The sequence below is a fragment of the Alsobacter ponti genome, assembly GCF_024294805.1.
GTDB lineage: Bacteria > Pseudomonadota > Alphaproteobacteria > Rhizobiales > Beijerinckiaceae > Alsobacter > Alsobacter ponti.
The window spans coordinates 1-24,338 of record NZ_JANCLU010000014.1; the positions used below are offsets into that span (position 1 = coordinate 1).

General features: G+C 70.2%; 19 protein-coding genes. 4 read left to right on the forward strand and 15 right to left on the reverse strand.

The window, feature by feature from the left end; all coding sequences use genetic code 11:
• Positions 1-624: 624 nt before the first annotated feature.
• Both NK718_RS14335 and NK718_RS14340 read right to left on the reverse strand, forming a co-directional pair.
• The gene (locus tag NK718_RS14335; RefSeq protein ID WP_254743605.1) at positions 625-1,185 is read right to left on the reverse strand and encodes a GNAT family N-acetyltransferase; all 561 of its coding nucleotides are present in this window, start codon (positions 1,183-1,185) and stop codon (positions 625-627) included.
• Positions 1,186-1,355: 170 nt separating this feature from the next.
• Positions 1,356-2,486 (reverse strand): type III PLP-dependent enzyme, encoded by a 1,131-nt coding sequence (locus NK718_RS14340; protein WP_254743606.1) that lies wholly within the window; start codon positions 2,484-2,486, stop codon positions 1,356-1,358.
• A 748-nt stretch (positions 2,487-3,234) separates the two neighbouring features.
• On the opposite strand from NK718_RS14340, the gene NK718_RS14345 reads away from it, so the two are divergent.
• The gene (locus tag NK718_RS14345) at positions 3,235-4,818 is read left to right on the forward strand and encodes an OpgD/OpgG family glucan biosynthesis protein (protein ID WP_254743607.1); all 1,584 of its coding nucleotides are present in this window, start codon (positions 3,235-3,237) and stop codon (positions 4,816-4,818) included.
• Positions 4,819-4,825: 7 nt separating this feature from the next.
• On the opposite strand, the gene NK718_RS14350 is transcribed toward NK718_RS14345, so the two are convergent.
• Positions 4,826-5,857, reverse strand: coding sequence for a LacI family DNA-binding transcriptional regulator (locus NK718_RS14350; protein ID WP_254743608.1), 1,032 nt, complete (start codon positions 5,855-5,857; stop codon positions 4,826-4,828).
• 121 nt (positions 5,858-5,978) lie between these two features.
• Here NK718_RS14350 and NK718_RS14355 point away from each other — a divergent pair, with 121 nt between their 5' ends.
• Positions 5,979-6,899, forward strand: coding sequence for an NAD(P)-dependent oxidoreductase (locus NK718_RS14355; RefSeq protein ID WP_254743609.1), 921 nt, complete (start codon positions 5,979-5,981; stop codon positions 6,897-6,899).
• Between the two features lie 6 nt (positions 6,900-6,905).
• Here the strand turns inward: NK718_RS14355 and NK718_RS14360 are convergent, their stop codons facing one another.
• The 4 genes from NK718_RS14360 to NK718_RS14375 form a co-directional block, all read right to left on the reverse strand.
• Entirely contained in the window at positions 6,906-7,799 is an 894-nt protein-coding gene (locus NK718_RS14360) for a DMT family transporter (protein ID WP_254743610.1), read from the reverse strand.
• Positions 7,800-7,902: 103 nt separating this feature from the next.
• The gene (locus NK718_RS14365) at positions 7,903-8,700 is read right to left on the reverse strand and encodes an ABC transporter permease (RefSeq protein ID WP_254743611.1); all 798 of its coding nucleotides are present in this window, start codon (positions 8,698-8,700) and stop codon (positions 7,903-7,905) included.
• The gene (locus NK718_RS14370; protein WP_254743612.1) at positions 8,697-9,470 is read right to left on the reverse strand and encodes an ABC transporter ATP-binding protein; all 774 of its coding nucleotides are present in this window, start codon (positions 9,468-9,470) and stop codon (positions 8,697-8,699) included. The genes NK718_RS14365 and NK718_RS14370 overlap by 4 nt, the downstream gene beginning before the upstream one ends.
• 20 nt (positions 9,471-9,490) lie before the next feature.
• Positions 9,491-10,513 carry an ABC transporter substrate-binding protein gene (locus NK718_RS14375; protein WP_371877289.1) on the reverse strand — a complete coding sequence of 341 codons (1,023 nt, stop codon included), beginning with the start codon at positions 10,511-10,513 and terminating at the stop codon, positions 9,491-9,493.
• 221 nt (positions 10,514-10,734) lie between these two features.
• On the opposite strand from NK718_RS14375, the gene NK718_RS14380 reads away from it, so the two are divergent.
• Complete coding sequence (locus NK718_RS14380) at positions 10,735-11,004, forward strand: DUF3297 family protein (protein WP_254743613.1); 270 nt, start codon at positions 10,735-10,737, stop codon at positions 11,002-11,004.
• Positions 11,005-11,022: 18 nt separating this feature from the next.
• Here the strand turns inward: NK718_RS14380 and NK718_RS14385 are convergent, their stop codons facing one another.
• The 8 genes from NK718_RS14385 to NK718_RS14420 form a co-directional block, all read right to left on the reverse strand.
• Positions 11,023-12,255: a phenylacetate--CoA ligase family protein gene (locus NK718_RS14385; RefSeq protein ID WP_254743614.1), complete on the reverse strand. Its 1,233-nt coding sequence runs from the start codon at positions 12,253-12,255 to the stop codon at positions 11,023-11,025.
• 28 nt (positions 12,256-12,283) lie between these two features.
• On the reverse strand, positions 12,284-13,123 hold the full coding sequence (locus NK718_RS14390) for an ABC transporter ATP-binding protein (protein ID WP_254743615.1): 840 nt from the start codon (positions 13,121-13,123) through the stop codon (positions 12,284-12,286).
• A 70-nt stretch (positions 13,124-13,193) separates the two neighbouring features.
• The gene (locus NK718_RS14395; RefSeq protein ID WP_254743616.1) at positions 13,194-14,528 is read right to left on the reverse strand and encodes an ABC transporter substrate-binding protein; all 1,335 of its coding nucleotides are present in this window, start codon (positions 14,526-14,528) and stop codon (positions 13,194-13,196) included.
• Positions 14,529-14,628: 100 nt separating this feature from the next.
• Complete coding sequence (locus NK718_RS14400; protein ID WP_254743617.1) at positions 14,629-15,708, reverse strand: branched-chain amino acid ABC transporter permease; 1,080 nt, start codon at positions 15,706-15,708, stop codon at positions 14,629-14,631.
• Positions 15,709-15,723: 15 nt separating this feature from the next.
• Positions 15,724-16,638: a branched-chain amino acid ABC transporter permease gene (locus NK718_RS14405; protein WP_254743801.1), complete on the reverse strand. Its 915-nt coding sequence runs from the start codon at positions 16,636-16,638 to the stop codon at positions 15,724-15,726.
• A gap of 183 nt (positions 16,639-16,821) precedes the next feature.
• Positions 16,822-17,625: an ABC transporter ATP-binding protein gene (locus NK718_RS14410; RefSeq protein ID WP_254743618.1), complete on the reverse strand. Its 804-nt coding sequence runs from the start codon at positions 17,623-17,625 to the stop codon at positions 16,822-16,824.
• Positions 17,622-19,604 (reverse strand): AMP-dependent synthetase/ligase, encoded by a 1,983-nt coding sequence (locus tag NK718_RS14415; protein ID WP_254743619.1) that lies wholly within the window; start codon positions 19,602-19,604, stop codon positions 17,622-17,624. Before NK718_RS14415 ends, NK718_RS14410 begins: the two co-directional genes overlap by 4 nt.
• A 224-nt stretch (positions 19,605-19,828) precedes the next feature.
• Positions 19,829-23,323, reverse strand: a complete 3,495-nt coding sequence (locus NK718_RS14420) for an indolepyruvate ferredoxin oxidoreductase family protein (RefSeq protein WP_254743620.1) — start codon at positions 23,321-23,323, stop codon at positions 19,829-19,831.
• Between the two features lie 294 nt (positions 23,324-23,617).
• On the opposite strand from NK718_RS14420, the gene NK718_RS14425 reads away from it, so the two are divergent.
• Positions 23,618-24,256, forward strand: a complete 639-nt coding sequence (locus NK718_RS14425) for an MBL fold metallo-hydrolase (RefSeq protein WP_254743621.1) — start codon at positions 23,618-23,620, stop codon at positions 24,254-24,256.
• The last annotated feature ends 82 nt before the right edge of the window (positions 24,257-24,338 follow it).

A 24,338-nucleotide genomic window follows, 5' to 3' on the forward strand; every position in this document is an offset into this window, starting at 1 on the left:
AGACGCCCCTTCCTCGGGTGAGGACGAGAGCCATATAGGCATAAATTCCTCAGAATGTCAAGCGCGGAATTGCGCCGAAGGCGCGGACGCCCCCCGCTTTCGCTTCGGGATTCCGGGGTTCCGGGAACGGGGTGGCGGACTGTGTTCGCCCATTCGCGCCGTGCCCGGGAGCGCGGGCCTCCGGCCCGCCCGTCCCCGGGATGCCGGAGCCTTGGCGGAGGCAGGCCCGGGGCCCAGCGCAACAATGTCGCGCGTCAGCGCGTCCAAATGAAAAGGCTTATAAAGCGCCGCTTCGCGGCAACATCCACGCGCTGGATCCCGGACACCCCTCCGCTACGCTGCGGGGTTCCGGGAACGGGCGGACGAGGTCCGCCCTTAAGGCTCCGGGAACGGGGGCGGGCGGAAGCTCGCCCTTGGCGCTTTCGCTGCGGCATTCCGGGGACGGGCGGACTGGCGTCCGCCCTTTGGGGTTCCGGAAACGGGCGGACTGGCGTCCGCCCTTTGCGCTGTCGCGCCGGGGTTCCGGGAACGGGGTGGACCGAGGTCCGCCCTTGCGCTTCCGAAAAAGCCGGCGCTCGCACGGCAAGTAGGACCGCGCGGCCCGGAACCCGCGCCGTCGCCCGGCTACGCGGCCTGTCGGAGCGATTCGACCGCGTCGGCGGGGGCCAGCTGGGCGGGGAGGGACGGGGCCGCGGGCTCGCCGGTGGGGATGACGAGGCCGCGCGCGCCGGCCAGCGCGCCGTCACGCAGTTCGAGGCCGAGGAAGCGCCGGCGCTCGACGGGGCCGGGCATCTCCAGGGCCTGGGCAAGCTCGGCGGCGAAGCCGAAGCGCGCGTAGTAGGGGGCGTCGCCGACCAGCAGAACGGCCTCGTGCCCGGCCAGCGCGGCGCGGTTGAGCGCGGCGCGCATCAGCCGGCCGCCGAGGCCGTCGCCGCGCGACGCGGCGTCGACCGCCAGCGGGCCGAGCATCAGGGCGGGCCGGCCGGGCCCGGCCTCGACGGGCCACAGCCGCACCGTGCCGATGAGACGGCCGCGTGCGTCCTCCGCCACCAGGGCGAGGGCGGGCAGGCGGCCCTCGCGCAGGCGCTCGCAGGTCTTGGCGAAGCGGTCGTCGCCGAAGGCGGCGTCGAGCAGGCGCTCGCGGGCGGTGACGTCGTCCGGGGTCTCGAGGCGAATCCGGGCCATGGGCGTGCTCCTTCCCCGGCCGGCGCGAGCCGGTCCGGTTCGAATCCGGGAGAGTGGGTTCGGGAAGCCGGGTCCGCGAGCGGACCCGGGCGCGGGCGCGGGGAGGTGCGCGCCTCGACGGCTCCGGGCGGAGCCGTCGACCTTGAACGCCGCGCGGAGCGGCTTGCGCTTCAGATCACGTAGGATCGCAGCGGCGGGAACCCGTTGAACGCGACCGCCGAATAGGTGGTCGTGTACGCGCCGGTTCCCTCGATCAGCACCTTGTCGCCGATCTGCAGCGACACCGGCAGCAGGTACGGCTCCTTCTCGTACATGACGTCGGCGGAGTCGCAGGTCGGACCGGCCAGCACGCAGGGGGTCTTCGGCCCGCCGTCGTGGCGCGTGCGGATCGGATAGCGGATCGCCTCGTCCATCGTCTCGGCGAGACCGCCGAACTTGCCGATGTCGAGATACACCCAGCGCACCTCGTCCTCCTCGGACTTGCGCGAGATGAGCACGACCTCGGACTCGATGACGCCCGCGTTGCCGACCATGCCGCGGCCCGGCTCGATGATCGTCTCGGGCATGCGGTTGCCGAAGTGCCGGGAGAGCGACCGGAAGATCGCCTCGCCGTAGCTCTCCACCTCCGGCACCTTCTTCAGGTACTTGGTGGGGAAGCCGCCGCCCAGATTGACCATGCGCAGGTGGATGCCGCGCTCGGCGCACTCGCGGAAGATCGCCGAGGCCGAGGCGAGCGCCTGGTCCCACGCGCCCGTGTTGCGCTGCTGCGAGCCGACGTGGAACGACACGCCGTAGGCCTCGAGGCCCAGACGATGGGCGTGCTCGAGCACGTCGGTCGCCATCTCCGGCACGCAGCCGAACTTGCGCGACAGCGGCCACTCCGCGCCGGCGCCGTCGCACAGGATGCGGCAGAACACCTGCGCGCCCGGAGCGGCGCGAGCCACCTTCTCGACCTCGGCCTTGCAGTCGACCGCGAACAGGCGAACGCCCAGCTCGAAGGCGCGCGCGATGTCACGCTCCTTCTTGATGGTGTTGCCAAAGGACACGCGGTCGGGCGTCGCGCCGGCGGCCAGAGCCATCTCGATCTCGGCCACCGAAGCGGTGTCGAAGCACGAGCCGAGCGACGCCAGCAGGGCCAGCACTTCCGGCGCGGGGTTCGCCTTGACGGCGTAGAACACCCGCGTGTCGGGGAGCGCGTGGGCGAAGGCGTGATAGTTGTCGCGCACGACATCGAGGTCGAGCACCATGCAGGGCCCGTCATCACGTCGGTTGCGCAGGAACTCGCGGATCCGTGCGGTCATGGCACGATCTCCCCCAAGGTGGCGAGCGGGCGGCCGCTCAAATGTGAGCCATGGGAGACGATCCCGCGGCGCAGGCGCGATGGAGACGCCGACGCCGGGTGTCGCCACCCGATGGAAACTGCCTTGGATTGGAGAGGGAGATCCCGCCCCGCACGCCTGGCAAGATGGACAACAAGCCTCTTCGGTAACTCTGCCTGTGGAGGGCAGAGAGAGACGAAAAAGCCCGCTCCGTCGTTGCTTTAAGCCACGTCCCCTGGGGAGAGCAGGGTACGCCGGTTTCGCCTCCGGCTGCTGGTCAGGGTTCGGAACGCGGCATTAGCGCCGGGATCATCGCCACTGGGGTTCCCACCCCAATAGTCCCGATCCTGTCCCGGGCGGCTGTCCGGCCTCTTGTCCGGATGCCCACCGACCAGCACGCGACCACAGGCACGTGCGAAATTGGGCAGGGGATAAATAGGACCGAAGACCTCGGGGTTCAATAGTTTTTTTCAGCCCTCCGCAAATTCCCTAGGTCGGCGGCTAAGTCTCTGATAACATGATTAAAGATTGGGATTGCGTCAGCCGCGGACCCGTCCCTCGGCCCGGGTCTGCCCATCGTCCGGACGTTCGTGTATTCAGCATGCGTCCCGGGTGATTCCGCCTTCGGTCCGCGAGGCCCGGGGCCGGGTCCTTCCGGGGCTCCCTTGCGTGGTCTCTGCCTCCAAGTCTCTGCCTCCAAGTCTCTCCCTTCCAATACGAGTCGCGTTGAATGCACCTCGATCGCCGCACCTTCGTGGAACGCCTCGCCGGCCTGGCCGCCGCCCTGCTCGCCGCGCCGGCCTCGGCGCAGTCGCCGTCCGGCCCGGGCCAGCCTGCCGGCGCTCCCGCCCAGGCGCGCTTCGGCTATGACGACGTGGTGCGCCGGGCGCGCGACCTCGCCACGCTGCCCTATGACGCGACGCCGCAGCCGCTGCCCGAGCAGCTCGCCCGGCTCGACTTCGACTCCTACCGCGACATCCGCTTCAAGCCGGATCGCGCGCTGCTCGGCGGCGCGGGCGGCGCGTTCCGCATGCAGATGTTCCACCCCGGCTTCCTGTTCCCGCAGCCGGTGACGGTGAACGTGATCCGCGATGGCATCGCCGCCCCGGTACCCTATTCGGCCTCGCTGTTCGACTACGGGCGCAACAAGTTCGATCGGCCGCTGCCGGTCAATCTCGGCTTCGCGGGCTTTCGCCTGCACTACCCGCTCAACGACCCGAAGGTTTACGACGAGCTGATCTCCTTCCTGGGCGCCAGCTATTTCCGCTTCCTCGGGCGGCGGCAGCGCTACGGCCTGTCGGCGCGCGGGCTCGCCATCGGCGTCGGCGCGCGCGAGACGGAGGAGTTCCCGATTTTCCGGGAGTTCTGGATCGAGCAGCCCGCGCCCGACGCCGAGCGCGCCGTCATCTACGCGCTGCTCGACGGCGCGTCGCTCACCGGGGCCTACCAGTTCCTGGTCTATCCGGAGCAGCAGACGGTGGTGGACGTCAGCATGACGCTGTTCCCGCGCCGGCCGATCCCGCGCATCGGCATCGCGCCGCTGACCTCGATGTTCTATGTCGGCGAGAACGACAAGCGCTATTTCGACGACTTCCGGCCGGAGCTGCACGATTCGGACGGGCTGCTGGTGCACGCAGGCTCGGGCGAGTGGATCTGGCGCCCGCTGCGCAACGCGCGCGAAATCGCCATCTCCAGCTTCATGGACACCAATCCGCGCGGCTTCGGCCTGATGCAGCGCGACCGCATCTTCGAGCACTACCAGGACCTCGACCTCGGCTACGAAGCGCGGCCGAGCTACTGGGTGGAGCCGCGCGGCTCGTGGGGCGAGGGGCGCATCGAGCTGGTCGAAATCCCGACCGGCGACGAGACCAACGACAACATCGTCGCCTACTGGACGCCGAGCGCCGTGCCGGAGCCGGGCCAGACGCTGGTCTGGGCCTACCGCATCCGCGCCATCACCGACGACTTCGCCCTGCACCCCGGTGGCGCGGCCTACAACACCTGGCAGACGAGCCCGCGCGCGCTCGGCTCGTCCGAGCAGGCCGATCCCAACACGCGCCGCTTCATCATCGACTTCGCCGGCGGCGATCTCGCCTATTATCTCGGCGATCCGGAGCGGGTGCAGATCGTGCCCAGCGTCTCCAACGGCCGCATCCTGCGCACCTTCCTGTCGCCCAACCCGCGCACCAAGGGGTTCCGGGCCGGCATCGACGTGGCGGTGGAGAAGGGCCAGTCGGCCGACCTGCGGGCCTTCCTCAAGGCCGGCAACCGCGCCCTGACGGAGACCTGGACATTCCCCTGGCGGCCGGAATAAAGCGCGCTCAGGCCGTCGCGACGCGCCGCTCGCGCAGCGGCGCCGTCGAGGCGCGCACCATCAGCAAAGGCTCGAGCAGCACGCGCCGCGTCGGCAGCCCCGGCTCCCGGATGCGCGCGGCCAGCATCTGGGCGGCGAGGCGGCCCATCTCGTCCTGCCGGTTGCGCACCGTCGTCAGCGCCGGGAACCACTGCGCCGCCTCAGCCACGTCGTCGCAGCCGACGATGGAGAAGTCGCGCCCGGCCTCGCGGCCGAGATGGCGCAGGCCGTTCATCGCGCCGAAGGCGGCGAGGTCGTTGAAGCACACCGCCGCCGTGGGCGGGTCGGGCAGCGCCAGCGCCGCCTGGATCGCCGCGAGGCCGTTCTCGCGCGTGCCGTAGGCCGGGAACATCAGCGCGGGGTCGAGCGGGATGCCGTGCGCCGCCAGCCCCTCGCAATAGCCGCGCCGGCGCGCCCGGCCGGTGGAATAGCTGTCCATGCCGCAGATCATGGCGATGCGGCGATGGCCGAGGCCGACGAGGTGGTCGATGGCGAGGCCCACCCCGGCGGCGTCGTCGCTGCCGACGAAGTCGAGGTCGACCCCCGCGGTCTCGCGCGAGAGCTGCGTCAGCGGGATGCCGCTGGCGAGCAAAGGGGCGAGGTCCTCCTTCTGCGTGCCGGCCGCCACGCACAGGATCATGCCGTCTGGCCGGTACTCGCGCAGCGTGCGCAGCACGCGGGCCTGCCGCTCCAGGCTCTCGCCGTAGGTGGCGAGCAGGATGGTGCGCCCGGCCGCCATCGCGGCGTCCTCGACGGCGGCCAGAACCTCGGCGAAATAGGGATTGGTGATGTCGTGGAAGCCCACCGCGACCATGTTGGTGCGCGCGGTGCGCAGGCTCGCGGCGCTGCGGTTGTAAACGTAGCCCAACTCGGCCGCGAGGCGCTGCACGCGCTCCTTCGTCTCGGCGGCGACGACCGGGCTGTCGCGCAGCGCGAGCGACACGGTGGCGGTCGACACCGCCAGCGTCTCGGCGATGACCTGGAGCGTCACCCGCGTCATCGTTTCGCGCTTTCCGCGCCGGGCGCACCGTGATAGCTGCCCATGATCGACAAGAAACCTCCCCGTCCGCCCTCGCGCGGCGCGCGCGGCGTGACGGGAAGCAGAGCGGGAGGCGGCCCTGGTGTCAACGGCGACGACAAGCGAACGCATCGGCTTCATCGGCGTGGGGCTCATGGGCCACGGCATGGCCAAGAACATCGTCGAGAAGGGCTATCCCCTGACGGTGATGGCGCATCGCAACCGCGCTCCCGTCGAGGACCTGCTGCGCCGCGGCGCGAGCGAGGCGTCCAGCCCGGCCGAGATCGCCGCCGCGTCGACCGTCGTGTTCATCTGCGTCACCGGCTCGCCCGAGGTCGAGGCCATCGTGCGCGGCCCGAACGGGCTGAAGCAGGGGCTGAAGCCGGGCTCCGTGGTGGTCGACTGCTCGACCGCCGATCCGGTCTCGAGCATGGCCATCGCCGCCGAACTGGCGGAGATGGGTGTGGATTTCGTCGACGCGCCGCTCTCGCGCACGCCGAAGGAGGCATGGGAAGGCGCACTCGACACCATGGTGGGCGCGAGCGACGAGGTGTTCGCCCGGCTGAAGCCGGTGCTCGACACCTGGGCCGGGCGCGTCATCCACATCGGCGGCCCCGGCGACGGCCACCGGATGAAACTGCTCAACAACTTCATCGCCATGGGCTACGCGGCGCTGTACTCCGAGGCGCTGACGCTGGCCCAGAAGGTCGGCATCACGCCCGAGCGCTTCGACAGCGTCATCCGGGGCGGCCGGATGGACTGCGGCTTCTACCAGACCTTCATGCGCTGGACGCTGGAGCAGGACCGCGACGCCCACAAGTTCACCCTCCGCAACGCTTTCAAGGACATGCGCTATCTCGAATCGATGGCCGACGCCGTCGGGCTCGCCAATCCGATGGGCAATGCGGTGAAGAACAGCTACGCGCTGGCGGTGGCGGCAGGCGGGGCCGACGACTACGTGCCGATGCTGTCGACCGCCGTCGCCAGGGCCAACGGCGTCACGCTGACGCCGAAGAAGGGCTGAGCGCCCTCAGCGCCGGCTCCGCTCGGCCGAGAGCAGGTACAGGCCGGAGCCGGCGACCACGAGGCCGCCGGCCAGCGTCCAGCGGTCGGGCAGGTCGCCAAACACGAAGTAGCCGATGCCGATCATCCATACGAGCTGGGTGTACATGAACGGCGACAGGATCGCCGCCGGGGCGCGCTGGTGGGCGAGGATCAGCAAATAGTGCCCGACCGAGGCGTAGACGCCCATCGACAGCATCAGCGCCCAGGCCAGCGCCGTCGGCGGCTGCACCCAGAACAGCGGCAGCAGCGGCGTCAGCAGCACCACGCCCGCCAGCCCTGAATAAACCAGAGTCGTCTCGGCCTTGTCGTGCGTCGCCAGCATGCGAGTCAGGATGCCGTAGAAGGCGTAGCAGACGCACCCCGCCACCGAGAACAGCGCCGCCGGATGGATGCCGCCGACGCCGGGGCGCGCCACCAGCAACACGCCCGCGAAGCCGACCACGATGGCGGCAAGGCGGCGCGGCCCGATCCGCTCGCCGAGGATCGGCAGCGCCAGCAGCGCCACCAGCAGCGGCGTCATGAAGGTGATGGTGATGGTCTCGGCAAGCTGGAGATAGCGCACGGCCAGGAAGTTCAGCGCGGTCGAGCCGAGCAGCAGGCACGAGCGCACCACCTGCAGCATCGGCTTGCGGGCGCGCGCCACGCCGGGCCGAGTCCACGGGTTCAGCACGGCGAGCACCAGGAGAACGTTGGCGAAGTAGCGCGCCCAGACGATCTGCGGCGTCGGCAGCTCGCGCGACAGATATTTCGCCGTGCCGTCGAGCACCGAGAACAGCAGCACCGCGCCGCACATCAGCACGATGCCGACCAGGCGCTCGCGTCCTGCCTCGCGTGTCGTCTCGCCCTGGGTCTGCTGCACGTCGTTCTCCCGGCCGCCCCGCGCGGCGGCGCAAACTATCCGATCATCGGACGATGCGCGCCCGCCCCGGTCGCGGAGCGCCCATGCAAATGCGCAGGATGGTTCAGCCTCCCTGCGGCCGCCAGCGCCGCACCAGCGCCGCGCAGGCGACGCTGACGATGGCGTAGATGAGCAGGCCCGCCACGCAGATCAGCAGCACCGAGGCGAACAGGCGCGGCACGTTGAGGCGGTAGCTCGCCTCGACGATGCGGTAGGCGAGGCCGGAGCCGGCTCCGCCCGCGCCCGCCACGAATTCCGCCACCACCGCGCCGATCAGCGACAGGCCGCCGGCCGTGCGCACGCCCGCCGCGATGAAGGGCGCGGCGGAGGGCAACTCGAGCTGGAACAGGCGCTGCGCCGGCGTTGCGCGGTAGAGCCGGAACAGGTCCGACAAGGCGGGATCGGCCGCGCGCAAGCCGGCCATGGTCGCCGCCAGCACCGGGAAGAAGGCGACGAGGAAGACCGACAGGTACACAGTCGCCGTCACGCCCGCGTAGATGACGAGAATGGGCGCGATGGCGACCAGCGGCGTCACCTGCAGGATGACGGCGTAGGGCGAGAACGCCAGCTCCGCCCAGCGCGAGCGCGTGAGCGCGACGCCCATCAGCACGCCGCCCGCCGCCGCGCTGGCGAAGCCCGCCAGCGTCAGCCGCAGCGTGACGCCCAGCGCCGGGGCGAGCACCGGCCAGTCCGCCGCCAGCGTGCGCAGCACGCGCGAGGGCGCGGGCAGCACGTAGGCTGGCGTGCCGGAGAGCGCGACGAAGGCCTCCCACGCGGCCAGCGTCGCGGCCAGCACCGCCCCCGGCAGCAGCCAGCCGGCGAAGCGCGCGCCGGCCGAACCCGCGCGGGCGGCTCGGCTCACGCCGGGCTCCCGGCCAGCGCCGCGTGCAGCGCGGCCGACGCCTCCGCGCACAGCGCCAGATAGGCGGGGTCGCGCCGCAGCGCGTCGTCGCGTCGGGCCGGCAGGTCGACCGCGATCTCGCGCAGGATGCGGCCCGGCCGCGCGCTCATCACCGCGACGCGGGTCGACAGGTAGACCGCCTCGTACACCGAGTGGGTGACGAACACGACGGTGCAACCGGTCTCGTGCTTCAGGCGCAGCAGGTCGTCGTTGAGGCGGAACCGGGTGATCTCGTCGAGGGCGGCGAAGGGCTCGTCCATCAGCAGCAGGCGCGGCCGCGTCACCAGCGCGCGGGCGATGGCCACGCGCATCCGCATGCCGCCCGAGAGCTGGTGCGGCAGCGCCCCGGCGAAGCCGTCGATGCCGACGAGCCGCAGCATCGCCGCGATGCGCTCGTCGGCGTCGCGCCGCGCCACGCCCGCCAGCCGCAGCGGCAGGAACACGTTGTCCGCGACGTTCGCCCACGGCAGCAGCGTCGCGTCCTGGAACACGTAGCCGAGCCCGCCCTCCCGCGCCGCCAGCGCCTGGCCCGCAATCGCGCCGGCGCTCGGCTCGTCAAGGCCGGCGATCAGGCGCAGCACGGTCGTCTTGCCGCAGCCGGAGGGCCCCAGCAGCGCCAGGAATTCGCCCTCCGCCACGGCGAGGTCGACGCCCTGCAGCGCCACGACGCCGTTGTCGAACGCCTTGCCGACGCCCGCCAGCGACACCAGCGCGGGGGCAGTCGCGGACAACGGTCGCGCCGGCGCGCCGGTCACGGCTTCGGCCTCGACTCCAGCCCGACCTTGCGATTGACGAAGGCCAGCGTGTAGGCCCGGCTCGGGTCGAGGCCCGAGCGGGTGACGCCGGCCTTGACCATGCGGGCGTAGAAGCTGGCGAAGCGCTCCGGGGTCATCGCGCCGATGCCGAGCGTCAGCGCGTCGCCGGAATCGACGATGCCGCGCGCCTTCATGGCGGCCAGCGAATAGGCCAGCAGCTCGTCGGTGATGTCGGGATTGGCGGCCTTGATGGCGGCGTCGCCCTTCGAGCGGTCGCCGTAGAGATAGGTGTACCAGCCGACGATCGACGCCTCGACGAAGCGGCGCACGAGGTCCGGGTTGGAGTCGACGAGGTCGCGGCGCGTCTCGATGGTGGTCGCGTAGCTGTCGAACCCGTAGTCGGCGAGCAGGAACACGTTGGGCTTGAAGCCGCCCTGCTTCTCCACGGTCAGCGGCTCGGAGGTGGCGTAGCCCTGCTGGGCCGAGCCGGGATCGGCGATGAACGGCGCGGCCGAGAAGGCGTAGGGCCGCAGCTGGCCGTCGGTGAAGCCCCACTCGGACTTCAGCCACTGGAAGGTCGAGGCGACAATGGGCTTGGACAGGAACAGGCGCGCCTTGCGCAGCGATTCGAACGTGTCGAGTCCCTGCCCGGGGTGCGACAGCAGCACCTGCGGGTCCTTCTGGAAGATGGCGGCCACGGCCAATGTCGGAATGTCCTGCTCGAGCGCCGAGAAGGTCTGCACGAGGTTGCCGCCCATGTAGAAGTCGAGCTTGCCGGCCGACAGCAGCAGCCGGTTGTTCACCTGCGGGCCGCCGGGCACGATGGTCACGTCGAGGCCGTAGCGCGCATAGGTGCCGTCCGCCGCCGCCTGGTAGAAGCCGCCGTGCTCGGGCTGCGCCACCCAGTTGGCGCCGAAGGTGACGCGGTCGGCGGCGGCCGCCGCGGACGCGCCGAGGCAGAACAGGGCGAGGCCGGCGAGCGCCGCCAGGCCGCGCGCGGGGGATCGGGGACAGGACACGGGCGTCTCCAGGGTGCGCATCTGCGGCGACGTTTAATCCCCGCGACGGAGAGTGTCACGCGCCACGGCGGCGGGCGCGACCGCCGCTTGCGACGCTCTCTTGCGCGGAAGCGCGCCGCGGTTCGGCCGGCGCGGCGGCGCGTGACGCGCCCGCGGGTTTGCAAGCGCGCCGATGTTCTATATCTGCATCGGCACGCAACGCCGCAATCGAAGGTTCGCCCATGTCCGACACCCCGCCTGACCGGCTCTCCGCCAACCCGGGTAGCCCCTACTACAACGAGGCCCTGCTGGAGCGCGGCGTCGGCGTGCGCTTCAAGGGCGTCGAGAAGACCAATGTCGACGAATACTGCATCAGCGAGGGCTGGGTCCGCGTGACCGCCGGCACGGCGCGCGACCGCAAGGGCAACCTCGTCACGCTCAAACTGAGCGGCCCCGTCGAGGTGTGGTTCAAGGACACCGAGGGCAAGGCTGACGAAGGCAAGGGCGACTGAGCCCGGCCGGGCCGCGCCTCAGCCGACCGGACGCTCGTCGGCGATCACCTTGCCGTCGTTGGGGAGCGCGCCCGGCGCCGCCACGGCGACGTCGCCGCGCAGCCGCGTCACCGCCTGCAGCGTCACCTCCATCGAGGCGGCGAGATCGGGGTCGGGGTTCGCCGCCTCCACGTGCAGCGTCATCGCATCCTGCTCGTTGCGGCGCGACACGACGAGCCGCGCGCGGCCGACGCCCGGATGCCGGCGCAGGATCTCAGCGATCTGCTCCGGCCGAACGAACATGCCCTTCACCTTCGCCGTCTGGTCGGCCCGGCCCATCCAGCCCTTGATCCGCCGGGCCGTGCGCCCGCACGGAGACGGGCCGGCGAGCACGGCCGAGAGGTCGCCCAGCGCCAGCCGGATGACCGGGTGGACGGGATTGAGCGAGGTGACGACCACCTCGCCGACCTCGCCGTCCGGCACGGGCTCGCCGGTGCCGGGGCGCACGATCTCCAGGATCAGGTCCTCGCTGGCCACCAGCCCCTCGCGGGCCGGCGTCTCGTAGGCGACGACGCCGACATCGGCCACGGCGTAGGCCTGGTAGGCGGCGACGCCGCGCCCCAGCAGCTCGTCGCGCAGAGTGGCCGGGAACGCCGCGCCGGAGACGAACGCCTTGCGCAGCGAGGCGGCGGGCTTGCCCGCCTTCTCGCCGGCATCGAGCAGGATCTTCAGGAAGTCCGGCGTGCCGCAATAGGCGACGGGCCGCAGATGGGCGATGACGTCGAGCTGCTGCTCGGTCTGGCCCGGCCCGGCGGGGATCACCGGGCAGCCCAGCGCCCGCGCCCCGGCGTCCATCATGAAGGCGCCCGGCGTCAGGTGGTAGCTGAACGTGTTGAGCACGATGTCGCCGCGCCGCACGCCGGCGGCGAACAGCGCGCGGGCCACGCGCCACGGGTCGGGCTGCGTGCCCTCGGGCTCGAAGATCGGGCCGGGCGACACGTAGAGCCGGCCGAAGCTCGACAGCGGCTCGGCGGCGAAGCCGGCGAAGGGCGGGTCGGCCTTCTGGCGGGCGGGCAGCTCGGACTTGCGCAGCACCGGCAGCGCCGCCAGGGCGGCGGGCGAGGAGACCGCGCCGGGGTCGACGCCCGCGAGGTGGCGCGCCCAGCCGGGGCCGGTCATCGCCTTGGCGACGGTCGCCGGCAGGCGGCGGAACAGGTCGGCCTCGCGTTCCGCCGCCGGGCGGGTCTCCAGCTCGTCGTAATGCTCGGTCATCTCGTCTCGCTCGTCGGTCGGGGTGGGGTCAGGCCAGCCAGCGCTTGCGGCGCTTGTAGCTCTTCACCTCGCGGAAGCTCTTGCGGTCGTCGCCGGCGACGCCGAGGTAGAACTCCTTGACGTCCTCGTTCTCGCGCAGGCTGTCGGCGGCGCCGTCCATCACCACGCGGCCCGTCTCCAGGATGTAGCCGTAGGTGGCGTAGCGCAGCGCGATGTTGGTGTTCTGCTCGGCGAGCAGGAAGGACACGCTTTCGCGGGCGTTGAGCGCCCGCACGATCTCGAAGATCTCCTCCACCACCTGCGGCGCGAGGCCCATCGAGGGCTCGTCCAGCAGGATCATGCGGGGGCGCGACATCATCGCCCGGCCGATGGCGCACATCTGCTGCTCGCCGCCGGAGGTGTAGCCGGCCATCGACGTCCGGCGCTGGCGCAGGCGCGGGAAGTAGTCGTAGATCGCCTCGAGGTCGCGCTTGATCGCCGCCTGGCCGTCGCGCCGCGTGAACGCGCCGGTCAGCAGGTTCTCCTCGATGGTGAGGTGGCCGAAGCAGTGGCGGCCCTCCATCACCTGGATGCAGCCGCGCCGCACCAGCTCGTTGGGCGTCAGCCGGTCGACGCGCTCGCCGGCGAACTCGATGGTGCCCTTGGTCACCTCGCCGCGCTCGGCGCGCAGCAGGTTGGAGATCGCCTTCAGCGTCGTCGTCTTGCCCGCGCCGTTGGCGCCGAGCAGCGCCACGATGCCGCCGCGCGGCACCGTGAGCGAGACGCCCTTCAGCACCAGGATCACGTGGTCGTAGACGACCTCGATGTTGTTGACCGCGAGGATGGTGTCGGGCGCGCTCGCGGGGCTCGGCTGGACGGAGGCGGACATGCGGGCTCCGGGTGGGGCGGCTCGATGGAAATCCCCGCCCGGCGGACCGGGCGGGGAGGATGGGCGACGGTCAGGAGCTCTTCTCGCAGGGCTCCGTCCGCTTCGGCCAGCCGGCGTTGCTGGCCGCGTATTCCTTGGCGGAGGCTTCCAGCATCGGGCGCACGACGTCCTTCTGCGGGGCGATCCAGTCGGACGCCTTCACCCACTTGGCGCCGTCCCACTGGTGGATGAACACCTTGTTGTGGCCGCTGTGGTCCTCGCAGGACAGCTTCACCGTGGAGCCGAAGCCTTCGAGGCCGAGCTCCTTCAGCCTTGCCTCGGTGATGTTCATCGCCTCCAGCCCGCGCCGGACATCTTCCGGCGCCACCGCCTTCTTGCCGGTGATCTTCTGGGCGTTGGCGATGCCCTCGGCGATCAGCATCGAGTTGTAGACGCCGCGGTTGTAGAGGTTCTCGCCGACCTTGTCCTTGGGCGCCTTGCTGAGCCCCTTGTCGACGATGAACTTCTGGATGTCCTTCAGCGCCTGGAAGTCGGTTCCGGCCTGGTGGTAGTTCAGCGCCTTGTAGCCCTTGGCCTGGTCGCCGCCGCCGCGCGCGTCGTCGTCGCCGCCCGCGAACCAAACGCCGACGAGATGGTCCATCGGGAAGTTGTTCTTGGCGGCCTCCTTGACGGCGGTCGGGTTCATCGCGCCCCAGCCCTGGATGTAGATCCAGTTCGGCCGGTCGCGGCGGATGTTGAGCCAGGTGGAGCTCTGGTTCTGCATGTCCTGCGCGGCGATGGGGTAGAGCTTGAGCGTGAAGCCGTAGGTCTGCGCCAGCTTCTCGAGCACCGGGATCGGCTCCTTGCCGTAGGGTGCGTCGAGGTGGATGAGGCCGATGGTCTTGCCCTTCAGCTTGTCGAAGCCGCCTTCGGTCTGGGCGACGTGCTGGATGAAGACCGAGGCGCCGTCCCAGTAGGTCACCGGCGGAATGAACACCCACGGGAAGGTGTTGCCGTCGGCCGAGGCCGACAGGCCGTAGGACATCGACAGGATCGGGATCTTGTCGACGGCCGCCTTGGGGATGAGCTGTAGCGTGATGCCGGTCGAGTAGGGGTTCACGACGACCGGGTTCTTGCCCTTCACCGACTCGTAGCACTCGACGCCCTTCTTGGTGTCGTAGCCGGTCTCGCATTCCTCGACGACGAGCTTGACGCCGCCAATTCCGCCGTCGCGCTCGTTGAGCATGCGCAGGTAGTCGGCCATGCCGTCGGCGATCGGGATGCCCGATCCGGCGAAGGGGCCGGTGCGGTAGGTCAGCAGCGGCACGTAGATGGACTCCTGCGCCGCGGCGGGCGCGGCGCTCAGCGCCGTTCCCGCGAGGCACAGGGCCAGACTGGCTCCGAGAACATATGTCCGTCCCGTCATACTCGTGTCCTCCAAAAGGCGGCCGGGGTGTTGCGCCCGCCGGTCCGTTTTCGTTTCGCGTGGCCGCGGCCACGCCCTCTTCCCCCCGACACCGGCCGCCTCAGTAGGGGAACGGCCAGATCCGCAGTTTCTGCTTCCCGATCTGCCACAGCCGGGCGAGCCCATGCGGCTCGACGACCAGGAAGAAAATGATCAGCCCGCCGACCACGAGATAGGTGATGTGCTCGGCCGTCGCGCCGCCCAGCGGCACACCCATGGCGGGCAGGCCGAACTTCAGCACGGTCGGCAGGATGGAGATGAACGCCGCGCCGAAGAACGAGCCGATCAGGCTGCCGAGGCCTCCGATGATCACCATGAACAGGATCAGGAAGCTCTGGTTGATGTTGAAGGCGTCGTTGGCCTCGCCGCCGCCGTACCACAGGAACATCATCGCCGCGCCGGCCACGCCGGCGTAGAAGGACGACACCGCGAAGGCGAGCAGCTTGGTCGGCAGCAGGCGGATGCCCATCAGCTCGGCCGCGATGTCCATGTCGCGCACCGCCATCCACGAGCGCCCGACGCGGCCGTGGACGAGGTTGGAGGCGAACCAGGTGAGCCCGACGACGATGGAAAGCAGCACCAGATAGCGCGCTTCCGGCGTCGCGTTGGGGCCGGTCACCGGCAAGCCGAACAGCGTCCGCAGCGGCACCTCGATGGCGCCCGAGGCGTTGTAGTTGTACAGCCACGGCACGCGCACGAAGCACCATTGCAGGAAGAACTGCGCCGCCAGCGTCGCCACGGCGAGGTAGAAGCCCTTGATGCGCAGGCTGGGCAGGCCGAACACGACGCCGACGGCCGCCGAGAAGAAGCCGGAGGCGACGATCCAGACGATGATGTTCACGCCGGGGAAATAGGTGGTCAGCTTGTAGCAGGCATAGGCGCCGACCCCCATGAAGGCGCCGGTCCCCAGCGAGATCAGCCCCGTGTAGCCGGTGAGCACGTTGAGGCCGATCGCGGCGAGCGAGAACACCAGCGTCGGGATCATCACCGTCGAGATCAGGAACTCGCTGGCGAACAGCGGCACCCCGACGAACAGGACCGCCAGGATGACGGCGATGCCGATCCTGTCCTGCAGGAGCGGGAAGATCGCCATGTCGGCGGCGTAGCTCGTCTTGTACTGGCCTGCCTCGCGGTAGAACAAAGCCGTATCCCCGATCTAGATCCGCTCGATGATCTTCTCGCCGAACAGGCCCTGCGGCCGGAACAGCAGGAAGGCGAGGGCGATGAAGTAGGCGAGCCAGCTTTCGATGCCGCCGCCCACCAGCGGGCCCCAGTAGAACTCGCCGATCTTCTCGCCCACGCCGATGATGAGGCCGCCGACGATGGCGCCCGGAACTGAGGTGAAGCCGCCGAGGATGAGCACCGGCAGCGCCTTGAGCGCGATCGTCGACAGCGCGAAGGACACGTCGGAGCGCGCCCCCCACATGATGCCGGTGACGAGCGCCACGACGCCCGCCGTGAACCAGACGATGACCCAGATCTGGTTGAGCGAGATGCCCACCGAAAGCGCCGCCTTGTGGCTGTCGGCCACGGCGCGCAGCGCCCGGCCGATGCGGGTGTGCTGGAAGAAGAAGGCGAGCGCCGCGATCATCGCCGCCGCGATCACCGCCGCGGCGATGTCGATCTTCTGCAGCGACACGAAGCCGCCGAGCATCTTCAGCTCGATGGCGCCCTTGGGCAGGAACAGCTGCTCGTCGATCATCTGCTTGGGGTTGCCGCCGAACACCAACTCGCCGAGCCCGATCAGCACGTAGGTGATGCCGAACGTCGCCATGAAGAGGATGATGTCGGGCTGGTTGACCAACGGCCGCAGCACGAAGCGCTCGACACCCACCGCCAGCACGAACATGACGCCCACGGCCAGCACGAGCGCGAGCAGCGCCGGGACGCCCATCTCGTGCAGGCCGACCAGCGTCAGCGCCGCGAACACCACCATGATGCCCTGGGCGAAGTTGAACACGCCGGAGGCCTTGAAGATCAGCACGAAGCCGAGCGCGATCAGCGCGTAGAGCACACCGGAGACGAGGCCTTCCCAGATCGTCTGCACCAGCAGGTCGGGCGCGTCGACCATCTGGCGGAAGGGGTCGACAAACAGCGTGTCGAGCGGGTGGCCCTTGGCGATGAGGCCGGACAGGCTCGCAACCACGAGCAGCGCGACCGCCGCCGCGAGCGCGACGAGCGTCCAGCCGGTGGCGGTCAGCCGCATCGGCGGTTCGCGGGCCTCGGTCGCGCTCATGCGCGCCTCCCCGCCCGGTCAGTGCGGAACGCCGAGATAGGCATCGATCACCTGCTTGTTCCGTTTCACTTCGTCGGGGGCGCCGTCCGCGATCTTGCGGCCATATTCCAGCACCACCACGCGGTCGGAGAGGTCCATCACCACGCCCATGTCGTGCTCGATCAGCGCGATGGTCGTGCCGTACTGGTTGTTCACGTCGAGGATGAAGCGGGACATGTCCTCCTTCTCCTCGAGGTTCATGCCCGCCATCGGCTCGTCGAGCAGCAGCAGGTCGGGCTGCATGGCCAGCGCCCGTCCCAGCTCGACGCGCTTCTGCAGGCCGTAGGGCAACTTGCCGACCGGCGTCTTGCGGATCGCCTGGATCTCGAGAAAGTCGATGATCTCCTCCACCACCTTGCGGTGGGCGATCTCCTCGGTCAGCGCCGGGCCGTGGCGGAAGAGCTGCCAGAAGAACGGGCTGCGCATCTTCAGCGTCCGCCCCGCCATGATGTTGTCGAGCGTCGACATGCCCTTGAACAGCGCGACGTTCTGGAACGTGCGGGCGATGCCCTGGGCGGCGGCCACGGAGGGGCGCATCTTCTGGCGCGTCGCGCCCTTGAAGGTGATGCGGCCCTGCTGCGGGTGGTAGAAGCCGTTGATGACGTTGAGCATCGACGTCTTGCCCGCGCCGTTGGGGCCGATGATGGCGCGGATCTCGCCCTTGCGGATGTCGAACGAGACGTCGGTGATCGCCTTCACGCCGCCGAAGGAGAGCGAAACGCCCTCCACTGAGAGCAGCACGTCTCCCGGCGCCAGCCGGGTGTCGCCTCCGGGCGCCCTCATTCCGCGGCCTCCAGCGTTTCGCCCCCGCCGGGCACGGGATGGGCGGCGCAGTCGCGGATGCCGACGCGCGCCGCGATGACGCCCTTGCGGCCGTCCTCGAACGTTACCTCGACGCGCAGGTCAGCCTCCTTCGCGCCGGAATAGAGCGCATCCACGAGCGCGCCGTAGCGCTCCGCGATGAAGCCCCGGCGCACCTTCTGCGTGCGCGTCAGCTCGCCGTCGTCGGCGTCGAGTTCCTTGGGGAGCACGAGGAAGCGGCGGATCTGCGCGCCGCCCATGCGCGGCTCGACGGCCAGCGAGCGGTTCACCTCGTCCACGTGCGCGGCGATCATGTCGTAGACAAGCGGGTGGGCGGCCAGTTCCTGGTAGGAGGCGTAGACGACGTTGTTGCGCTCGGCCCAGTTTCCCACCGCCGTCAGGTCGATGTTGATGAAGGCGGCGCAGAAGTCGCGGCCGTCGCCGAAGGCCACGGCCTCCTTGATGTTGGGATAGAATTTCAGCTTGTTCTCGAGGTACTTGGGCGGGAACAGCGAGCCGTCCTTCATGCGGCCGACATCCTTCGCCCGATCGATGATCTTGAGGTGGCCGTCGCGGTCGAAGAAGCCGGCGTCGCCGGAATGCACCCAGCCGTCCGGCGTCTTGGTGCGGGCGGTCGCGTCGGGGTCCTTGTAGTAGGCCTTGAACACGCCGGGCGAGCGGAACAGAACCTCGCCGTCATCGGCGATCTTCACCTCGACCTCCAGGCCGGGACGGCCGACCGTGTCGGCCCGGATTTCGCCGTCGGGCTGCAGCGTGACGTAGACCGAGGCCTCGGTCTGCCCGTAGAGCTGCTTCAGGTTGATGCCGAGCGAGCGGTAGAAGCGGAAGATCTCGGGGCCGATGGCCTCGCCCGCCGTGTAGGCGACCTTGACCCGCGACAGGCCGAAGCGGTTCTTCAGGGGCCCGTAGACGAGCGCTTCGCCCAGCGCGTAGAGCAACCGGTCCTTCAACGGCGTCGGCTCGCCGTTGAGGATGCGTTCGCCGGCGCGCTTCGCCACGGCGAGGAAGAAGGCGAACATGCGCCGCTTCGGCGCGGAGGCGTCCTCCATCCGCACCATGGTCAGCGTCAGCAGGTTCTCGTAGACGCGCGGCGGCGCGAAGGCGTAGGTCGTGCCGATCTCGCGCCGGTCCTCGACGACGGTGTCGGGGCTCTCCGGGCAGTTGACGCAGAACCCGGCGACGATCGACTGGGCGTAGGAGAAGATGTGGTCCCCGACCCAGGCGATGGGGAGGTAGGCGATGACCTCCTCCGTCTCGTCCAGCTTGTCGAACGCGCAGCCGTTGCGGGCGGAGATTAGCACGTTGTCGTGCGTCAGCATCACGCCCTTGGGCCGGCCCGTCGTGCCCGACGTGTAGAGGATGATGGCGAGGTCCGCGCCCTTGCCGGCCGCGATGCTCTCGTCCAGCGCGCGCGCCGCCTCCGGATCGTCGCGCAGCGCGTCGAGCCCGCTCGCGATGGCCTCGTCGAGCGGCTTGAGGTTGGTGTGGTCGTAGTTCCGCAGCCCGCGCTCCTCGTCATAGAGGATGCGATGCAGCGTCGGCACGCGCTCGGCGACGGTGATGAGCTTGTCGACCTGCTCCTGGTCCTGCGCCACGGCGAGCTTCACCTCGGCGTGGGCCAGCAAATAGGCCATCTCCTCGGCGACGCTGTCGGCGTAGACCGGCACCGGCACGGCCCCGAGCATCTGCGCAGCCATCATGGACCAGTACAGGCGGGGGCGGTTGTGGCCGACGATGGCGATGGTGTCGCCGGGGCGCACGCCCAGCTCGCGCAGGAACACCGCGAGCGCGCGGCATTGCGCCTCGACCTCGGTCCACGACCAGGTTTGCCAGATGCCGAGATCCTTGTGCCGGATAGCCGGCCGCCCGCCGCGCGTTCGCGCGTTCCGGGCCAGGAGCTTCGGAAATGTGTCCTCCCGTGAAGCCTCTTCGGCCGTCACGCAATCCTCCCTCTCGGGCCGCCAGGGGCGGTCCGCTTCGCCGCGCGCGCGGCCTTTTGGCCGTCTGATGCGCGGAATGTTCCCCTGAACCCGAGACGGCCAGCCGGCTGGCGGACCCCCCGCGTTCAACGGCAGCGTACCTCCACCGTTGTGGAACTCAAACCCGACTTTGATCTAAGGCGCGGGCGAACCCCGGTCCGGCGCCTGGCCGGCCGGGGCGCGTCTCATTCCGCGGCGAGCGCCGGGGCGCTGCGTTCCGGCCCGGCGCGCAGCCGCTCCAGCAGCGTGGCCTCCTCGGCCTTCGCGGCCGCGAGGTGGCGCTCCTTCACGTAGCCGTAGCCGCGGATCTTCTCGGGGATCGAGGCCAGCGCGACGCACAGCGCGTGGGTCTCCGGCGTCAGCCGCTCGACGATCTCGGCGAGCAGCGCCTCGTAGTCGGCGATCAGCCGGCGCTCCATGCGCCGCTCGGCGGTGCGGCCGAAGACGTCGAGCCAGCCGCCGCGCAGGCGCCGTCCCTTGGCCAGCAGCGCCAGCGCCTTCATCATCCACGGGCCGAAAGTCGACTTGCGCGGCAGGCCGGTCTGCGGGTCTCGGCGGCCGAGGATCGGCGGGGCGAGGTGGAAGGTGAGCTTGAGGTCGCCGTCGAACTGCCCGCGCAGCGCCTTGAGGAACTCGCCGTCGGTGTAGAGCCGGGCGACCTCGTACTCGTCCTTGATCGCCATCAGCTTGAACAGATAGCGCGCGACGGCCTCGGCGAGCCCGGTGCGGCCCGGCGCGCGCGCCGCCTCGGCGGCGGCGACCCGGGCCACCGCCGCGCGGTAGCGCTCGGCGTAGGCGGCGTCCTGGTACTCGGTGAGGAAGGCGACGCGGCGGGCCAGCGCCTCCTCGGGCGTGCTCGACAGGCGGCGGTCGCCGGCCGGCGCGGCCGAGGGCTTCACCAGCGCCTCGACGCGGGCGCGGTCATGGGCGGCGCGGCGGCCCCATGCGAAGGCGGAGAGGTTCATCGCGACCGCCTCGCCGTTGAGCTCGATGGCGCGCTCCAGCGCGGCGGCGGAGAGCGGCACCCGGCCCATCTGGAAGGCGTAGCCGAGCATGAACATGTTGGCGGCGATGGCGTTGCCGGTCAGCGCCGCGGCGATGCCGGTGGCGTCGACGAAGGCGGCCGCGTCCGGCCCGGCGGCGGCGACCACGGCGCGCTTGATGCGCTCGGCCGGCAGCGAGTAATCGGCGTTGCGGGCGAAGTCGCCCGGCATCACCTCGGCGGTGTTGACGACGAGCGCCGTCTGGCCCTCCTTCACGGCGGCCAGCACCTTGCGCGTGCCGGTGACGACGAGGTCGCAGCCGAGCACGAGGTCGGCCTCGCCCGCCGCCACGCGGATCGAGTGGATCTCCTCGGGCCGTTCCGCCAGCTTGACGTGGCTGTAGACCGCGCCGCCCTTCTGGGCGAGCCCGGCCATGTCGATCATGCCGCACGCCTTGCCTTCGAGGTGCGCCGCCATGCCCAGGATGGCGCCGATCGTCACCACGCCGGTGCCGCCGACGCCGGTGACGATGATGGCGTAGGGGTTGCGCAGCGCGTGCGCGGCGGGCTCGGGAAGGTCGTCCCAGGCCTCGCCGGCGCCGAGGGCGGCCGGCTCGGCCTTGCGGATGCGCGCGCCCTCCACGGTCACGAAAGACGGGCAGAAGCCGTTGACGCAGGAATAGTCCTTGTTGCAGTTCGACTGGTCGATCTGGCGCTTGCGGCCGAACTCGGTCTCGACCGGCTGCACCGAGACGCAGTTCGACTTCACCCCGCAGTCGCCGCAGCCCTCGCAGACACGCGTGTTGACGAAGACGCGCTTGTCGGGATCGGGGAATTCGCCCCTCTTGCGGCGGCGGCGCTTCTCGGCGGCGCAGGTCTGGTCGTAGACGATCGCCGTGACGCCGGGGATCGCCGCCAGCGAACGCTGCACGGAATCGAGGTCGTCGCGATAGTGGAAGGTGATGCCGGCCGGCCAGGCGAGGCCGGGCGGATATTTGTCGGGCTCGTCGGAAACCAGCGCGATGCGCTTGACGCCCTCGGCGGCGACCTGGCGCGCCAGCGCGTCGACCGTCAGCCCGCCCTCGTGGCGTTGGCCGCCGGTCATGGCGACCGCGTCGTTGAACAGCAGCTTGTAGGTGATGTTCACCTTGCTCGCGAGCGCGAAGCGCAGGGCCAGCACGCCCGAGTGGTTCCAGGTGCCGTCGCCGAGGTTCTGGAAAACGTGCCCGCGGGTCGAGAACGGCGCCTCGCCGACCCAGTTGGCGCCTTCGCCGCCCATCTGGGTGAAGCCGTCCGTGGCGCGGTCCATCCACTGCACCATGTAGTGGCAGCCGATGCCGGCATAGGCGCGCATGCCGTCCGGCACCTTGGTCGAGGAATTGTGCGGGCAGCCCGAGCAGAAATAGGGAATGCGGGTGGCGACGTCCTTCGTCTCGGAGAGGGTCGACTGCGCCTCCTTGAGGCGGGCGAGCCGGGCTTCGAGGTCGGCGTCCGGGGCGACGCGCAGCAGGCGCTCGCCGATGGCGATGGCGATGTCGTTGGGGTCGAGCGCGCCCTTCACCGGGAACAGCCAGCGGCCCTGCTCGTCCTTCTTGCCGATACAGGCCGGCTGGTCGGGCGCGCCGTAGAGCTCCTCGCGCACCTGGACCTCGATCAGCGAGCGCTTCTCCTCGACGACGATGACGAGGTCGAGGCCGCGCACGAACTCCTTGAGCCCGACCGGGTCGAGCGGCCACGGGCAGGCGATCTTGTAGAGCCGCAGCCCGAGCCGGTTGGCCTTCACCTCGTCGATGCCGAGGTCGTCCATCGCCTGCCGCACGTCGAGATAGGACTTGCCGACGGTGATGACGCCGATGCGCGCGCGCGGCCCGCCGCTGGTGACGATGCGGTTGAGCCGGTTGGCCTGGATGAAGGCCAGCATGGCGTCGCGCTTCCAGTCGTGAAGGCGCGCCTCCATGTCGAGCACGCCGTCGCGGGGGCGAATGCCGAGCCCGCCGGGCGGAAGCGGGATGTCGGGGATGACGATGTTCACGCGGTCGAGCGAGGCGTCGACGACGGCGGTCGACTCCACCGTGTCCTTCATGCACTTCAGCGCCACCCACGAACCGCAGAAGCGGCTCATGGCGAAGCCGTAGAGCCCGTAATCGAGGATCTCCTGCACCCCGGCGGGGTTCAGGATCGGGATCATCACGTCGACGAAGTGGAACTCGGACTGGTGCGCCGTCGTCGAGCTTTCGGCGGTGTGGTCGTCGCCCATCAGCGCCAGAACGCCGCCATGGGGGGCGACGCCGGCCATGTTGGCGTGGCGGAACACGTCGCCGGAGCGGTCGACGCCCGGCCCCTTGCCGTACCAGACGGAGAAGACGCCGTCGTACTTGCCCTCGCCGCGCATTTGCGCCTGCTGGGAGCCCCAGCACGCGGTGGCGGCCAGCTCCTCGTTGAGGCCGGGCTGGAACACGATGTTGCGAGGGACGAAGACCTTGGCCGCTTTCATGAGCTGCTGGTCGAGCCCGCCGAGCGGGGAGCCGCGATAGCCGGACACGAAGCCCGCGGTGTTCAGTCCGGCGCGGCGGTCGCGCTCGTGCTGCATCAGGAGCAGCCGGGCGATGGCCTGGGTGCCGGTCAGGAAGATGCGATCCTTGGACAGGTCGAACTTGTCGTCGAGCGAGACGTCGCGCAGCGTGGGGCGGTCCGCCATCTGATCCCTCCTGATATCGACAACGCCGCAAGGGGCGCAGGGGGTCCGTTCGGACTCTCCCGCAGTCGACTATGGTATAGGTCAATATAGCTGACGTTTTTTCGGAAGGGAAGGGCGCGGCCGAGGCGTGGCCGCGTCGCGCCCGTTCCGGGTCGCGTAGGCAGTGTGAACGAACTCGCGCCCGCGGTCGACGTGCTCCCGCACGCTCTCGGCGGGAACGCCCGGCCCGCCAGCGGGCTTCACCCGGGGTCGCGCCTCCGATACAGGAGGGCGAACCTCACGCCGGAGAGCCCCATGCCGCAGCCCCAGGCCGCCATCGTCCCCGTCACGCCGTTCCAGCAGAACTGCACGCTCGTCTGGGACAAGGACACGATGACCGGCGCGGTGGTCGACCCGGGCGGCGACCTGCCGCTGATCCGCGACGCCATCCGCAACCTCGGCGTCACCGTCGAGAAGATCCTGCTCACCCACGGCCACATCGACCACGCCGCCGGCGCGGCCGAGCTGGCCGCCGAACTGGGCGTCGCCATCGAGGGACCGCACCGGGCGGACCAGTTCCTGCTCGACAAGCTCGACATGCAGGGCCAGTCCTACGGCATTCTCGGCGCGCGCAACTGCACGCCGGACCGCTGGCTCGACCAGGGCGACGTGGTGACGGTGGGCGGCCTGACCTTCGACGTGCTGCATTGCCCCGGCCACTCGCCGGGAAGCGTCGTGTTCGTCAACCGGGACGCGACGTTCGCGCTGGTCGGCGACGTGCTGTTTGCCGGCTCGATCGGCCGCACCGACCTTCCGGGCGGCGACCACGAGACGCTACTGACTTCCATCCGCGAGCGCCTGCTGCCGATCGGCGACGACTACGCGTTCATTTGCGGCCACGGCCCGACGAGCACCATCGGCAAGGAGCGCGCCACCAATCCCTTCCTCGCCTGAGCCGCGAGGTTGACGCGCGCGCCGTCTCGCGCTTTGAACCTCGCACGATTGTCAATCGCCGGCCCCTGAAAAGGGAAGGCGC

Coding starts and splice junctions, on each gene's coding strand:
- NK718_RS14350 (WP_254743608.1), bottom strand. CDS start 5,857: ATGACGCGGGTGACGCTCCAGGTCATCGCCGAGACGCTGGCGGTGTCG.
- NK718_RS14420 (WP_254743620.1), bottom strand. CDS start 23,323: ATGGCGGACCGCCCCACGCTGCGCGACGTCTCGCTCGACGACAAGTTC.
- NK718_RS14395 (WP_254743616.1), bottom strand. CDS start 14,528: ATGACGGGACGGACATATGTTCTCGGAGCCAGTCTGGCCCTGTGCCTC.
- NK718_RS14385 (WP_254743614.1), bottom strand. CDS start 12,255: ATGACCGAGCATTACGACGAGCTGGAGACCCGCCCGGCGGCGGAACGC.
- NK718_RS14335 (WP_254743605.1), bottom strand. CDS start 1,185: ATGGCCCGGATTCGCCTCGAGACCCCGGACGACGTCACCGCCCGCGAG.
- NK718_RS14380 (WP_254743613.1), top strand. CDS start 10,735: ATGTCCGACACCCCGCCTGACCGGCTCTCCGCCAACCCGGGTAGCCCC.
- NK718_RS14345 (WP_254743607.1), top strand. CDS start 3,235: ATGCACCTCGATCGCCGCACCTTCGTGGAACGCCTCGCCGGCCTGGCC.
- NK718_RS14410 (WP_254743618.1), bottom strand. CDS start 17,625: ATGAGGGCGCCCGGAGGCGACACCCGGCTGGCGCCGGGAGACGTGCTG.
- NK718_RS14425 (WP_254743621.1), top strand. CDS start 23,618: ATGCCGCAGCCCCAGGCCGCCATCGTCCCCGTCACGCCGTTCCAGCAG.
- NK718_RS14390 (WP_254743615.1), bottom strand. CDS start 13,123: ATGTCCGCCTCCGTCCAGCCGAGCCCCGCGAGCGCGCCCGACACCATC.
- NK718_RS14405 (WP_254743801.1), bottom strand. CDS start 16,638: ATGGTCGACGCGCCCGACCTGCTGGTGCAGACGATCTGGGAAGGCCTC.
- NK718_RS14340 (WP_254743606.1), bottom strand. CDS start 2,486: ATGACCGCACGGATCCGCGAGTTCCTGCGCAACCGACGTGATGACGGG.